The 13,890-nt window shown below is 69.1% G+C and carries 12 protein-coding genes; 10 read left to right on the top strand and 2 right to left on the bottom strand.

Features of this window, described 5'->3' with window-relative positions:
• The first annotated feature begins 9 nt into the window (after nt 1-9).
• The 3 genes from Q5696_RS10035 (at nt 10) to Q5696_RS10025 (ending at nt 4,079) form a co-directional block, all read left to right on the top strand.
• The gene (locus tag Q5696_RS10035; RefSeq protein ID WP_305094979.1) at nt 10-1,599 is read left to right on the top strand and encodes a hypothetical protein; all 1,590 of its coding nucleotides are present in this window, start codon (nt 10-12) and stop codon (nt 1,597-1,599) included.
• A gap of 137 nt (nt 1,600-1,736) precedes the next feature.
• The gene (locus tag Q5696_RS10030) at nt 1,737-3,026 is read left to right on the top strand and encodes a hemolysin family protein (RefSeq protein ID WP_305094978.1); all 1,290 of its coding nucleotides are present in this window, start codon (nt 1,737-1,739) and stop codon (nt 3,024-3,026) included.
• A gap of 84 nt (nt 3,027-3,110) precedes the next feature.
• A complete protein-coding gene (locus Q5696_RS10025) occupies nt 3,111-4,079 on the top strand; it encodes a COX15/CtaA family protein (RefSeq protein WP_305095221.1) in 969 nt (322 codons plus the stop codon).
• Nucleotides 4,080-4,146: 67 nt separating this feature from the next.
• On the opposite strand, the gene Q5696_RS10020 is transcribed toward Q5696_RS10025, so the two are convergent.
• Nucleotides 4,147-4,500, bottom strand: coding sequence for a hypothetical protein (locus Q5696_RS10020; RefSeq protein WP_305094977.1), 354 nt, complete (start codon nt 4,498-4,500; stop codon nt 4,147-4,149).
• A 23-nt stretch (nt 4,501-4,523) separates the two neighbouring features.
• On the opposite strand from Q5696_RS10020, the gene Q5696_RS10015 reads away from it, so the two are divergent.
• Nucleotides 4,524-5,489: a quinone oxidoreductase family protein gene (locus Q5696_RS10015; protein ID WP_305094976.1), complete on the top strand. Its 966-nt coding sequence runs from the start codon at nt 4,524-4,526 to the stop codon at nt 5,487-5,489.
• 104 nt (nt 5,490-5,593) lie between these two features.
• Nucleotides 5,594-6,181, top strand: coding sequence for a hypothetical protein (locus Q5696_RS10010; protein ID WP_305094975.1), 588 nt, complete (start codon nt 5,594-5,596; stop codon nt 6,179-6,181).
• Between the two features lie 76 nt (nt 6,182-6,257).
• On the opposite strand, the gene Q5696_RS10005 is transcribed toward Q5696_RS10010, so the two are convergent.
• A complete protein-coding gene (locus Q5696_RS10005; RefSeq protein WP_305094974.1) occupies nt 6,258-7,247 on the bottom strand; it encodes a heme o synthase in 990 nt (329 codons plus the stop codon).
• Between the two features lie 206 nt (nt 7,248-7,453).
• On the opposite strand from Q5696_RS10005, the gene tkt reads away from it, so the two are divergent.
• The 5 genes from tkt to pgl are packed head-to-tail and all read left to right on the top strand — an operon-like array spanning nt 7,454 to nt 13,888.
• Entirely contained in the window at nt 7,454-9,556 is a 2,103-nt protein-coding gene (tkt, locus tag Q5696_RS10000; protein ID WP_305094973.1) for a transketolase, read from the top strand.
• Between the two features lie 6 nt (nt 9,557-9,562).
• Nucleotides 9,563-10,693: a transaldolase gene (gene tal / locus Q5696_RS09995; RefSeq protein ID WP_305094972.1), complete on the top strand. Its 1,131-nt coding sequence runs from the start codon at nt 9,563-9,565 to the stop codon at nt 10,691-10,693.
• Between the two features lie 3 nt (nt 10,694-10,696).
• Nucleotides 10,697-12,238 carry a glucose-6-phosphate dehydrogenase gene (zwf, locus tag Q5696_RS09990; RefSeq protein WP_305094971.1) on the top strand — a complete coding sequence of 514 codons (1,542 nt, stop codon included), beginning with the start codon at nt 10,697-10,699 and terminating at the stop codon, nt 12,236-12,238.
• Nucleotides 12,235-13,146 (top strand): glucose-6-phosphate dehydrogenase assembly protein OpcA, encoded by a 912-nt coding sequence (gene opcA / locus Q5696_RS09985; RefSeq protein WP_305094970.1) that lies wholly within the window; start codon nt 12,235-12,237, stop codon nt 13,144-13,146. Before zwf ends, opcA begins: the two co-directional genes overlap by 4 nt.
• Nucleotides 13,139-13,888: a 6-phosphogluconolactonase gene (gene pgl / locus Q5696_RS09980; protein WP_305094969.1), complete on the top strand. Its 750-nt coding sequence runs from the start codon at nt 13,139-13,141 to the stop codon at nt 13,886-13,888. The genes opcA and pgl overlap by 8 nt, the downstream gene beginning before the upstream one ends.
• Nucleotides 13,889-13,890: the final 2 nt, after the last annotated feature.

Below are 13,890 nucleotides of genomic sequence, written 5' to 3'. Positions count from 1 at the left end.
GGTACCACAATGGGCGTCGTGTCTGCCTCATCGATCACCGGAGTCCGTCGCGCCTCGATCGCCGTATTGGGTGCGTTCGCCCTGGCCACCGCCCCTCTGACCGCGTCCGCGGCCCCCACCTGGGGACCGCTGGCCCCACCCAACCCGTTCCTCGGCCCCGACGGCACGTCCACGATGCACGGGGACGCCGGCTCGTCGGATGCGACGCCACTGGCCGGGCCGGGCACCGGGGACGTCTCGATCGCGCAGTACCCGCTGGCGTCGGCGTGCCCGACGCTGCTGCAGGGCTCCGACGGACTGGTCGTGGCGCTGTGCACCACGATGATCGGACAGAACCCGACCGTGCACCTTCTGGATCCGGCCGCACCCACGGTTCCGGTCGGGGGCACACTCGCACAACTACAGCTCACCAAGGGCAGCCTGCTCGGCGGCGTGTACGCGTACCTCGACTCCGACGACCGGCTCGTCGTCGTCGACGGCACCCGGCACCTGTTGCGGATCGGGCACTCGCAGACGAACGGGAAGTGGGAGCTGACCGTCGACTCGAGCATCGACCTGTCCTCCGCGATCCCCGACGGCGACAACGTCACCGGTCTCTCCCCCGACTGGGACGGACGGGTGTGGTTCGCGACAGGCGGCGGCATCGTCGGCACCGTCGACTCCGCAGGGGTGGCCCGGACGGTGACGCTTCCGGCCGGCGAGCAGGTCCAGAACAGCATCTCGACGTCCCAGCTCGGCACATCGGTCGCGTCGACGCACGCGACGTACCAGCTCAGCGCCGACGGCGCCGGGCAGCCGCACATCGACTGGCGGCAGCCGTACGACCGCGGGTCGGCCCGCAAGCCCGGACAGCTCAGCTGGGGCACCGGCTCCACCCCCACCTACTTCGGTCCGGTGACGGGATCGGAGTACGTGACGATCGTCGACAGCGCCGACGGCCAGGTGAACCTGCTCGTCTACCGGACCGCGGACGGCAGCCAGGTGTGCAAGGAGCCGGTGATCCCGGCCGCGGACGGCGCCGGCGGTTCGGCCGGTGTCGGTTCCGGCAGTAACACCGGGTCGGCAGGAAGCCTGTCCGGCAGTGTCGGCGGTTCTGTCGGATCGGGCAGCGGCAGCGAGAACTCCCCCATCGCCGTGGGCCGGTCGGTGTTCGTGGCGAGCACGTACGGCTACCCGTATCCGACGGTCCCGGCCGGAGCGGGCGACGCGGTCCCGGCGTCTGCCGCGTTCCACGGCGGCATGACCCGCGTCGACGTCGATGCCGACGGTGAGGGTTGCGCGACGGTGTGGCAGAACGGAGTGCGCAGTTCTGCGGTGCCACAGTTGTCGACCGTCGACGGGAACATCTACACGATGGTCCGGCAGGGACTCGGGGATACTGCTGCGACGACGCCCCTCGACTCGTTCGCGTTCGCGGTGATCGACCCCGAGACCGGTGCTGTGAAGACGACGAAGACGGCGACCGGCACCCTGCTCGGGGACACGCTGCAGATGGCGGCGCTCATCACCACCGACGGCCGCTACCTGCAGGGCACGATCTCCGGGATCGCGGCGGTGGGCCCCGCCGGCTCCGGCTCGGGTGGATCCACGGGAAGTTGAGCACGTGCACCGCGACGGTCGTTTTCTCTAGACTGTGAGTTGAGTCGCATCTCCGGCCGGTAGCCCCGGCACCGAGGAGAAAGGATCATGGACGACCGCCCCAGACCCGTCCGCCCGGATACTGACGGGCGGACCCCATGACTGTCGACACGGTCCTCGACATCGCACTGGTTCTGTTCTTCGTCGTGGTCGGCGGCGTCTTCGCAGCCACCGAGATCGCCCTGGTGTCCCTGCGGGACAGTCAGATTCGCCGGCTGTCCCGCAGAGGGTCGCGTGGTGAGCGGACCGCGACGCTCGCCCGGAATCCCAACCGGTTCCTGTCCGCCGTCCAGATCGGCGTCACCGTCGCAGGTTTCTTCTCCGCGGCATACGGCGCGTCGACGATCGCACCCGACATTGCCCCGGTCCTCGACCGGTGGGGTGTCCCGCCCGGCGCCGCGGAACCGGGCGCACTCGTCCTGACCACGCTGGTCGTCGCCTATCTGTCCCTCGTTCTGGGCGAGCTCGTTCCGAAACGGATCGCCCTGCAGCGGTCGACGGCGGTCGCGCTCGCGACGGCGCCACCGCTGGACCGGTTCGCGACCCTGATGCGACCGGTGATCTGGCTGTTGTCGGTCACCACCGATCTCCTCGTGCGACTCCTCGGTGGGGATCCGCACCTCAAGGGTGAGAGCGTCACCCACGAGGAACTGCGGGAACTCCTCACCGGCAACGACGCCCTGCACGACGAGGAACGGCACGTCCTGTCCGAGGTGTTCGACGTCGGGGGCCGCTCGCTCCGTGAGGTGATGCGGCCCCGCAGTGACGTCGACTTCCTGCCCGCATCCATGACGATCGGCGTGGCCGCCCGGCGTGGCCTCGATCTCGGCCACAGCCGGTTCCCGGTGGTCGGGCGGACGCTCGACGACGTCACCGGGTTCGTCCACATCCGTGATCTCCTGCGCGCCGCCGAACCGGACACGACCACCGTCGCCGCGATCACCCGGCCCGTCCTCGAGTTCCCCACCAGCAAGCGGGTCCTTCCGACCCTCGCCGAGATGCGGCGCGTGAACGCCCAGATCGTCGTCGTCGTCGACGAGTACGGGGGCACGGCGGGCATCGCCACCCTCGAAGACATCGTCGAGGAGATCGTCGGGGAGATCGGTGACGAGTTCGATCCACCCCCACCACCTCCGTCGCCGCAGCCCCGGCACCTGAACATCGACGGCCTGCTCCTCCTCGACGATTTCACCGATCTCACCGGCATCACACTGCCCCGCGGCCCGTACGACACCGTCGCGGGATGCGTTCTGCACCGACTGCAGCGGATTCCCCGGCTGGGCGACACCGCGGTCGTGGACGGTCACCGCATGACGGTCAGCAAGCTCGACGGCTACCGCATCGCCCAGGTCCGACTCACACCGGGACGGCGCACAGCACCGCGGTAGGCGCCGCTACCTGCACGTTTCCCCGCATCGAACGCACCCCCAACTACATCGCGTAGTGGACGGACCTCTACGATCGTCGGTGTGGTGCTGTATCGCGGTTTCGTGAACCTGGTCAATCGTCTGCCGCTACCGTCGCTCGCGGTCCAGAAGTGGATCGCGTTCGCGGTGATCGTCGCCCAGGGCGGGATCGCGGTCACCGGTTCGGTGGTCCGTGTGACGGCCTCCGGGCTGGGGTGCACCACGTGGCCGCAATGCTATCCGGGCAGTTTCGTCCCGACCGGGGATTCGACGGCGCCGTGGTTCCATCAGGCCGTCGAGTTCGGTAACCGACTCCTGACGTTCGTGGTGGTCGCGGTGTCCGCGGCCATCGTCATCGCGGTCACTCGTGCGGCCCGCCGCCGCGAGGTCCAGTTCTATGCGTGGCTGATGCCGGCGTCGACCGTCGCGCAGGCGATCATCGGCGGTATCACCGTGCTCACCGGGTTGCTGTGGTGGACCGTCGCGATCCACCTGCTGGTGTCGATGGGCATGGTGTGGCTGTCGGTGTTGCTCTACCACAAGATCGATCAACCGGACGACGGTGTCGACACCACCACCCTGCCCAAGCAGTTGCGCTGGCTGACCGCCCTGTCGGGTGTGGTGTTGGCCGGCACGCTGGTCGCGGGCACGATGGTGACCGGCGCCGGACCGCACGCCGGTGACAAGAATCCCGAGCGCACCGTCGAACGCCTGAACCTCGACATCACGAACCTGGTGCATCTGCACGCCGAACTGTTGGTCGGCTATCTGGCGCTGCTGGTCGGTCTCGGATTCGCGCTGTACGCCATCGGGGCGCGGGCGGCGATCAAGCTGCGTTTGAAGGTCGTGATCGGGCTCGTCGTGGCGCAGGCATGCGTGGGACTGATCCAGTTCTGGATGGACATTCCGGCGGCCCTGGTCACGATCCACGTGGCGCTCGCCGGCGCGTGTACCGCGGCGACCGCCGCCCTGTACGCCGCGGGTCGGGTCCGTGAGACCGTCCCCGCACCCGACCGGGTGACCGCAGCGGCCTGACAGACATGTCCCGCAGACGGCGAAGGCCGGGACCCGATCGGGTCCCGGCCTTCGGCGTCTGCTGCGGTCAGCGCTCGTTACGCGCCTTGGGGAACCGGGTCTGGTTCGCGACCCAGCCGGCCATCTTGGCCCAGTGGCCCTGGCGGGGGGTGACGACGCTGACCAGCTCGCGCTCCCATTCGGAGACGGTGATCTCGTCGAACGACGCGACGACGGCGTTCGCGATCTCGAGGGTGTCGACCACCTGGTCGCCGAGGATGCCGTCGGCGCCGACGAGGGTGATGCGGACGCCGGCCCGGCCGACGGGCTGGACGACGGCGCTGGCGGTGCCGCCGTGCTCGGACAGGAATGTGCGGATCGCGGCGACCGTGCCCGACGGCAGAACCGGGGCCGCGGCGGTGCTCTGGGTGTCGGTGCTCATGAGGTCAGACTACTGTGCGGATCATGCGCGCAATCGTGGTGTCCCACACTGGTGGTCCGGACGTCCTCACCCCGTCGGAGATACCGGCGCCCCGGCCCGGCGCCGGTGATCTGTTGGTGGAGACCGAGGCGATCGGCGTCAATTTCATCGACACCTACATCCGCACCGGAATCTATGCGCGGGACCTGCCGTACATCCCGGGTGACGAGGGCACCGGTGTCGTCACCGCCCTCGGCGCCGACGTGACCGGGTTCGCGGTGGGTGATCGGGTGGCGTGGGCGGCAGCGCCCGGCAGTTACGCCGAGCAGGTGCTCGTGCCCGCGGACGTCGCGGTGCCGGTGCCGGACGGGGTGGCCCCCGAGCAGGCGGCGTCGGCACTGCTGCAGGGGATGACGGCGCACTATCTGATCGAGTCGGCGTATGCGGCGCAGCCGGGCGACACGGTGCTGGTGCATGCCGGGGCGGGCGGTGTGGGGCTGCTGCTGACGCAGCTGGCGGCCGCGAAGGGCGTGCGCGTGATCACGACGGTGTCGACGGACGAAAAGGAGCAGCTGTCCCGGGAGGCGGGCGCGTGGCAGGTGTTGCGGTACGGCGACGACCTGGCCGATCGGGTGCGCGCGCTGACCGGCGGTGAGGGTGTGGCCGCGGTGTACGACGGTGTCGGCAAGGACACGTTCGATGCGAGTCTGGCGTCGCTGCGGATCCGCGGCACGCTGGTGTTGTTCGGGGCGGCGAGCGGGCCGGTGCCACCGTTCGATCTGCAGCGCCTCAATGCGGGCGGCTCCCTGTTCGTGACCCGTCCCACGCTCGCCCACTACGTCCGGGATCGGGAGGAACTCACGTGGCGGGCCGGGGATGTCCTGGGCGCCCTCGCTGCCGGCACCCTGCAGCTGCGGGTCGGCGGCAGCTATCCCCTCGCCGACGCCGCACAAGCACACCGCGACCTCGAAGGGCGGCGGACGACAGGATCGATCGTGCTGGTGCCGTGAGATTCGCGTAGGGGCCGAGTTCGATGGTCACGAGATCGTAGTTGCGTTCTCCCCGCATCCGATAAGAGTAGGAGTTGCCGGTACCGCATGCGCACAATGGCGGGGTGAGCTTCGAACTGTGCAGTGATGCATCAGCCGCCGAATGGCTGGTCGGTCAGGGTCTTCCGTGGGATCGGCTGGCGGTGCACGGTCCGTCCGGATACTCACGCTATGCGCGGCTGCGGTTCATTCCCGATCCGAGCTTTCCGGGCCAGCGGACGAGGGACGTCGATTTCGAACAGCATGAATTGTCGGAGAAGGACGAGGTCGGCGTCGTACTGGAGATCCTGTCCCGGTACACGACGACGCCGGACGAATGCTATTTCTGCATGTGGGACGGGTGGGGCACGATCACTGTCGACGCTTCACCCAATTTTCTGATTCCCAACCGCGACTACTGGTTGTTCCGAGGCGCACTGGCCGACTATGCAGACTGGAACAGCAGCGATCCCACACGGTGGCGGTACGGCGACTGTCCCGATCCTGCGTTCATCTGGCCTGCCGACCGCGCATGGTGCATCGCCAACGATGTGGACCCCCACTTCGCTTCCATCGGCGCAGATCATCCGGAAGCCGTCGACCTCGTCGTGGTCGACCGGCGTATCGATGCGGTGCTCGACGATCGGATGCGAGAGCCGCTGTACTGGAACTGACGCCGGCCAGTTGTCCCGCGTGGAGCGCCGAAGCTGTGTCGCATGCTTCACGGCCCGGCCCGGTCAGGCCTGCCTGTCAGAAGTAGCCGGCGATGGTGTTCCAGCCGAGGATCGAGTCGACGGCCAGGCCGCAGCAGACGACGGCGAGGTAGTTGTTGGACTGCAGGAACAGCTTGAGCGGCTTGATGGGGGTGCCGCCGCGGACGCTGCGGTACAGCTGGTGGGCGACGAACAGGAACCAGGCTCCGGCGAGGAGGGTGACGATCGCATAGATCCAGCCGGCGGCCGGCACCAGGGCCAGGGACGCGAGAACGGTGGCCCACGTGTAGATGACGATCTGCTTGGTGACGTGTTCCTCGGAGGCGATCACGGGGAGCATCGGCACACCCGCGGCCTTGTAGTCCTCCTTGTAGCGCATCGCGAGGGCCCACGTGTGCGGCGGCGTCCAGAAGAAGATGATCAGGAACAGGACGACCGGCTCCCAGCTGAGCGACCCGGTGACGGCGGCCCAGCCGACCATGACGGGCATGCAGCCGGCCGCGCCGCCCCAGATGACGTTCTGCCAGGTGCGGCGCTTGAGGACCATCGTGTAGACGAGCACGTAGAACGCGATCGTGACGACGACCAGGATGCCGGCGAGCAGGGTGGCGGCCCACCACAGCCACAGGAACGACGCCAGGCCGAGGATCATGCCGAAGACGAATGCGTTCTTCGTGGGCACGGCCTGCCGGGCCAGGGGGCGCAGCGCAGTGCGCTTCATCACCTTGTCGATGTCGGCGTCGACCACACAGTTGAGCGAGTTGGCGCTCGCGGCACCCATCCAGCCACCGAACAGGGTGCTGATGATGAGGACCAGGTCGACGTGTCCGCGGTCGGCGAGCAACATCGCCGGGATGGTCGCGACGAGCAGCAGCTCGATGACCCGCGGTTTGGTGAGCGCGACGTACGCCAGAACGGTCGATGTCACACGACCCCACAGCGTCGAGGTGTCCCGCGCAGTGTTCGATTCGGGAGCGTCGCCAGGGCCGCCGAAGCCGTGTCCGCTCGGCCTATGCCCTGTACGCACGCTGTCTCCTTGCCCCACGCGACTACATCCTCGTTTTTGCCGGTGCTCTACTACGACCGATGGTAGACGCCGCTCGGACGGCAACCGAATCGACCCGAAGTGGGCTGCACATTAGTCTGGAGACGCACGAGAGGCTCGGCGACGCCCACCGCATCATCCGGCCACCCTCCGGCTCCACGTCCAACCATGTCAGGAGACATCTGCCCGTGTCGATCACAGACGAGATCCGCGTCCTCACCCAGCCGGTCCATCCCAGCGACTGGACCGATCTGGACACCAAGGCCGTCGACACCGTTCGCGTTCTCGCCGCGGACGCCGTCCAGAAGGTCGGCAACGGCCACCCGGGCACCGCGATGAGCCTGGCACCGCTCGCCTACACGTTGTTCCAGCGGGTGCTGCGGCACGACCCGAAGGATGCCGAGTGGGTCGGACGCGACCGCTTCGTGCTGTCCTGCGGGCATTCGAGCCTGACGCTGTACCTGCAGCTGTACCTGTCGGGCTACGGCCTCGAGTTGGCCGACATCGAGGCGCTGCGTACGTGGGGTTCGCTCACCCCGGGCCACCCCGAGTTCGGGCACACCGTGGGTGTCGAGATGACCACCGGGCCGCTGGGTCAGGGGCTGGCGTCGTCGGTGGGCATGGCGATGGCGGCACGCCGCGAGCGTGGCCTGTTCGATCCGGACGCCGCGGCCGGCACCAGCCCGTTCGACCACTACGTGTACGTGATCGCGTCCGACGGCGACCTGCAGGAGGGTGTCACCTCCGAGGCGTCGTCCATCGCGGGCGTCCAGCAGCTGGGCAACCTCATCGTCTTCTACGACGACAACGAGATCTCCATCGAGCACGACACGGCGATCGCGTTCGGTGAGGACGTCGCGAAGCGCTACGAGGCCTACGGCTGGCATGTGCAGCGGGTCGAGGGCGGCGAGAACGTTTCCGCGATCCTCGACGCCGTCGAAGCCGCGAAGGCGGTCACCGACAAGCCGTCGATCATCGTGATGCGCACGATCATCGGCTACCCGGCGCCGACGATGATGAACACCGGTGACGTGCACGGTGCCGCGCTCGGCGCCGAGGAGGTCGCGGGCGTCAAGCGTGCCCTCGGTTTCGATCCGGAGAAGAGCTTCGACGTCGACCCCGCCGCCTTCGCGCACGCCCGCAAGGTCGTCGACCGCGGTGCCGCGGCTCACGCCGAGTGGCAGGCCGAGTTCGATGCGTGGGCTGCCCGCGAGCCGGAGCGCAAGGCGCTGTTCGACCGTCTGCACGCCGGCGAGTTCCCGGAGGGCTGGGCGGACGTCCTGCCGTCGTGGGACGCCGACGCGAAGGGTGTCGCGACCCGTAAGGCTTCGGGCAAGGCCCTCAACGCGCTGGGCCCGATCCTGCCGGAACTGTGGGGCGGCTCCGCCGACCTCGCCGGCTCCAACAACACCACGATCGACGGCTCCGACTCGTTCGGCCCCACCTCGATCTCGACGAAGGACTGGAACGCCCAGCCGTACGGCCGGACGCTGCACTTCGGTATCCGTGAGCACGCGATGGGTTCGATCCTCAACGGCATCGCGCTGCACGGCCCGACCCGCCCGTACGGCGGCACGTTCATGGTGTTCAGCGACTACATGCGTCCCGCGGTCCGGCTGGCCGCGCTGATGCAGACCCCGGCGCTGTACGTGTGGACGCACGATTCCATCGGTCTCGGCGAGGACGGCCCGACGCACCAGCCGATCGAGCATCTCGCGGCGCTGCGGGCGATCCCGAACCTGTCGGTGATCCGCCCGGGTGACGCCAACGAGACCGCGCAGGCGTGGAAGGCGGCGCTCGAGCACAAGACCGGCCCCACCGCACTGGCCCTGACCCGTCAGGACATCCCCGTCCTCGAGGGAACTCGGGAGAAGGCGGCAGAAGGCGTGGCGCGTGGCGCGTACGTGCTGGCCGAGGCGTCGACCGGCACCCCCGAGGTGATCCTGCTCGGCACCGGCTCGGAACTGCAGCTGGCCGTCGCGGCCCGTGAGGTGCTCGAAGCGGACGGCATCGCCACCCGCGTCGTGTCGGTCCCGTGCCTCGACTGGTTCGAGCAGCAGGACCAGTCCTACCGCGACGAGATCCTGCCGCCGTCGGTGCGGGCCCGGGTGTCCGTCGAGGCCGGTATCGCGATGCCGTGGTACAAGATCATCGGAAGCGACGGCGAGGCCGTGTCGCTCGAGCACTACGGTGCGTCGGCCGATTACAAGACGCTGTTCCGTGAGTTCGGCATCACCGCCGACGCGGTCACCGAGGCAGCCCGCCGCTCCCTGACTCGTGTGAAGGGATGATTCACCATGACTGACACCGCTACCCAGAACCCCACCCTCGCGGCCCTGTCCGCGGCCGGCGTGTCCGTGTGGCTCGACGACCTGTCCCGGTCGCGGCTGCAGACGGGCAATCTCGCCGAGCTGATCGCGACCCGCAGCGTCGTCGGCGTCACCACCAACCCGTCGATCTTCCAGGCTGCGCTCAAGGGCCCCGAGTACCACGCGCAGCTGCACGAACTGGCGGTGCGCGGCGCCGGTGTCGACGAGACGGTCCGGGCGCTGACCACCGACGACGTGCGCGACGCGTGCGACGTGCTGGCCCCGACCGCGGCCGCCACCGACGGCGTCGACGGCCGGGTGTCGATCGAGGTCGATCCGCGGCTCGCGCACGACACCGACGGCACCGTCGCGCAGGCGATCGAGCTGTGGAAGGCCGTCGACCGGGACAACCTGTTCATCAAGATCCCGGCCACGAAGGCGGGACTGCCGGCGATCACCCGGGTGATCGCGGAGGGCATCAGCGTCAACGTGACGCTGATCTTCTCGGTGGAACGGTACGAGGCCGTCATCGACGCCTACCTGGCCGGTCTCGAGGCCGCCCGCGCCGCCGGGCACGACCTGTCGAAGATTCATTCGGTGGCGTCGTTCTTCGTCTCCCGCGTGGACACCGAGATCGACGCGCAGCTCGACAAGATCGGCTCCGAGGAGGCGCTCGCGCTGCGCGGCAAGGCCGGTCTGGCGAACGCGCGGCTCGCGTACGCGTCGTACCAGCGGGTGTTCGAGGGCGGTGACCGGTGGGCGCCGCTCGCGGACGCCGGTGCCCGCGTGCAGCGTGCGCTGTGGGCGTCGACGGGGGTGAAGAACCCGGCCTACCCGGACACGCTGTACGTGACCGAGCTCGTCGCCCCGCACACCGTCAACACGGTGCCGGAGAAGACCCTCGAGGCGGTCGCCGACCACGGCACCGTCACCGGGGACACGATCTCGGGGACGGCCGCGGCGTCGCAGCAGGTGTTCGACGCGCTCACCGCGGTCGGGATCGACGTCCCGGCGGTGTTCGAGACGCTCGAGACCGAGGGGGTCGACAAGTTCGAGGTGGCGTGGAACGAGCTCCTCGACGCGATCACGGAGCAGCTCACGGCTGCTCGCGAGAGCTGATCCGTGAGCGGACCCGCGGCGGACCGGTGGAGCAATCCACTTCGGGACAGCAGGGACCGGCGACTGCCTCGCATCGCCGGCCCCTGCGGCCTGGTGATCTTCGGGGTCACCGGTGACCTGGCACGCAAGAAGCTGATGCCGGCGGTGTACGACCTCGCCAACAGAGGCCTGTTGCCGCCCGGGTTCGCTCTGGTCGGGTTCGCCCGACGGGATTGGGCGAACGAGGATTTCGGAAAGGTCGTCCACGACGCGGTGCGCGAGCATGCGCGCACCGAGTTCCGTGAGGACGTGTGGGAGCAGCTGTCGCAGGGCATCCGCTTCGTGCAGGGCAGCTTCGACGATGCGGCCGCGTTCACCGAGCTCGCCGACACGCTGGCCACGCTCGACCGTGAGCGCGGCACCCGCGGCAACCACGCGTTCTACCTGTCGGTGCCGCCGGCACAGTTCCCGACGGTGTGCGAGCAGCTCTCGAAATCGGGGCTGGCGCAGTCGACGGACGGCCAGTGGCGCCGGGTCGTCATCGAGAAGCCGTTCGGGCACGACCTCGAGTCGGCGAAGGAACTGAACGCGGTGGTGAACACCGTCTTCCCCGAGGACTCGGTGTTCCGCATCGACCACTATCTGGGCAAGGAGACGGTCCAGAACATTCTGGCGCTGCGGTTCGCGAACCAGTTGTTCGATCCGATCTGGAACGCGCACTACGTCGACCACGTGCAGATCACGATGGCCGAGGACATCGGGCTCGGTGGCCGCGCCGGCTACTACGACGGCATCGGCGCCGCCCGCGACGTCATCCAGAACCATCTTCTGCAGCTGCTGGCCTTCACCGCGATGGAGGAGCCGGTCAGCTTCGAACCGTCCGAGTTGCAGGCCGAGAAGATCAAGGTGCTGTCGGCGACCCGCCTCGCGGAACCGCTCGACGAGACCACCGCCCGCGGCCAGTACACGGGCGGCTGGCAGGGCAGTCAGAAGGTCGTCGGCCTGCACGAGGAGGAGGGGTTCGCGCAGGACTCCATCACCGAGACGTACGCCGCGATCACCCTCGAGGTCGACACCCGCCGCTGGGCGGGGGTGCCGTTCTATCTGCGCACCGGGAAACGCTTGGGCCGGCGGGTCACCGAGATCGCGGTCGTCTTCAAACGTGCCCCGCACCTGCCGTTCGACGCCACCATGACCGAGGAACTCGGCCAGAACGCGCTCGTCGTCCGGGTGCAGCCCGACGAGGGGGTCACGATGCGGTTCGGTTCCAAGGTGCCGGGCTCGAGCATGGAGGTCCGGGACGTCAACATGGACTTCAGCTACGGGCAGGCGTTCACCGAGTCGTCCCCGGAAGCCTACGAACGGTTGATCCTCGACGTCCTGCTCGGGGAGCCGTCGTTGTTCCCGGTGAACGCCGAGGTCGAGTTGTCGTGGAAGATCCTCGATCCCGTCCTCGAACACTGGGCGCAGCAGGGTAGGCCGGAACCGTACGAGGCCGGCACGTGGGGTCCGCCGTCGGCGCAGGAGATGCTGCGCCGATCCGGTCGGGAATGGAGAAGGCCGTGATCATCGAAATGCCGTCGACCACGACGGGTGCGGTCAACAAGAAGCTCGTCGAACTGCGGGAGACGGGTGGCGCGGTCACGCTCGGCCGAGTGCTGACGTTGGTGGTGTGCACGCGCGAGTCCAAGAACTCCGAGGACGTCATCGACGCCGCGAACGACGCGAGCCGTGAGCATCCGTGCCGCGTGATCGTCGTCGCCCGTGGTTCCCGGTCCGAGGAGACACGACTGGACGCGGAGATCCGGGTCGGCGGTGACGCCGGCGCGTCCGAGGTGGTGATTCTGCGGCTGCACGGCGAGCTGGCCGACCAGGAGGCGAGTGTCGTGGTGCCGTTCCTGCTGCCGGACACCCCGGTGGTGGCGTGGTGGCCGGACGACGCCCCCACGTTCCCGTCGCTGGATCCGGTGGGCCGCTTGGCGATCCGGCGGATCACCGACGCCACCCGCGCCGACGAGCCGACCGCGACCATCAAGAGTCGGCTCGGGTCGTACGCGGCGGGCGACACCGATCTGGCGTGGAGCCGGGTCACGTACTGGCGGGCGCTGCTCACCTCCGCGCTCGATCAGCCCCCGCACGGGCGGATCGTGTCGGCGACGGTGTCGGGGCTGGCGACCGAACCTGCGCTCGACATCCTCGCCGGCTGGCTCGCCGACCGGGTCGACGGCCCGGTGCGCCGGCAGACCGGTGACCTGTTCGTCGAACTGCGGTTGACCGGCGACGACCGCATTTCGATCAGCCGGCCGCAGAGCGAGACCACCGCGACCCTGAGCCGGACCGGGCAGCCGGACGCGCTCGTCGCCCTCGCCCGGCGGGAGACGCGGGACTGCCTGGCCGAGGAGTTGCGTCGTCTCGACCCCGACGAAATCTACGAAGCCGCCCTGACCGGACTGTCGAAGGTGAACTATGTCTGACTCCAACGAGATTCGTCGCTACCCCGATACCGCAGCACTGGTGTCGGCGGCCGCGGAGCGGTTCGTCGACGCGATCGTCGCCGCCCAGCGGGCCCGCGGTTCGGCCGCGGTCGTGCTGACCGGCGGCGGCACCGGCATCGCACTGCTCGAGCAGATCCGCGAGCGTCCGGGGGCGATCGACTGGTCGGCGCTGGACGTGTTCTTCGGTGACGAACGGTTCCTGCCCGCCGGGGACCCCGAACGCAACGAGGTGCAGGCCCACGAGGCGCTGCTCGACCACGTTCCGGTCGATCCGGCGCGGGTACACGTGATGGCCGCGTCGGACGGCGCGTACGGCACCGATCCGGTGACCGCGGCCGCCGCCTACGGCGAGGTGCTCGAGACGTTCGCCGCCGGCCGGACCGGCCCCCTGTTCGACGTGCACCTGCTGGGCATGGGCGGTGAGGGGCACGTCAATTCGCTGTTCCCGCACACCGATGCGGTACGCGAGTCCGAGAAGCTGGTCGTCGCGGTCACCGATTCGCCGAAGCCGCCGGCGGTGCGGGTCACCCTCACACTGCCCGCGCTGCGGGCGGCGCGCGAGGTGTGGCTGATCACCTCCGGTGAGGCGAAGGCCGAGGCGGTGGCCGCCGCGATCGGTGGGGCGTCCGCCGAGGACATTCCGGCGGCCGGTGCCGTCGGTGTCGAGAAGACGGTGTGGCTGCTCGACGAGACTGCGGCGAGCGGACTGCCCCGCGACTGACG

The sequence above is a fragment of the Prescottella sp. R16 genome, assembly GCF_030656875.1.
Lineage (GTDB): Bacteria > Actinomycetota > Actinomycetes > Mycobacteriales > Mycobacteriaceae > Prescottella.
This window is presented reverse-complemented; position numbering and strand designations above follow the sequence as displayed.

Excerpts from the sequence above, each read along its gene's own strand:
- Q5696_RS10035 (WP_305094979.1), top strand. The coding sequence starts at position 10 with ATGGGCGTCGTGTCTGCCTCATCGATCACCGGAGTCCGTCGCGCCTCG.
- Q5696_RS10030 (WP_305094978.1), top strand. The coding sequence starts at position 1,737 with ATGACTGTCGACACGGTCCTCGACATCGCACTGGTTCTGTTCTTCGTC.
- Q5696_RS10020 (WP_305094977.1), bottom strand. The coding sequence starts at position 4,500 with ATGAGCACCGACACCCAGAGCACCGCCGCGGCCCCGGTTCTGCCGTCG.
- Q5696_RS10015 (WP_305094976.1), top strand. The coding sequence starts at position 4,524 with ATGCGCGCAATCGTGGTGTCCCACACTGGTGGTCCGGACGTCCTCACC.
- tal (WP_305094972.1), top strand. The coding sequence starts at position 9,563 with ATGACTGACACCGCTACCCAGAACCCCACCCTCGCGGCCCTGTCCGCG.
- pgl (WP_305094969.1), top strand. The coding sequence starts at position 13,139 with ATGTCTGACTCCAACGAGATTCGTCGCTACCCCGATACCGCAGCACTG.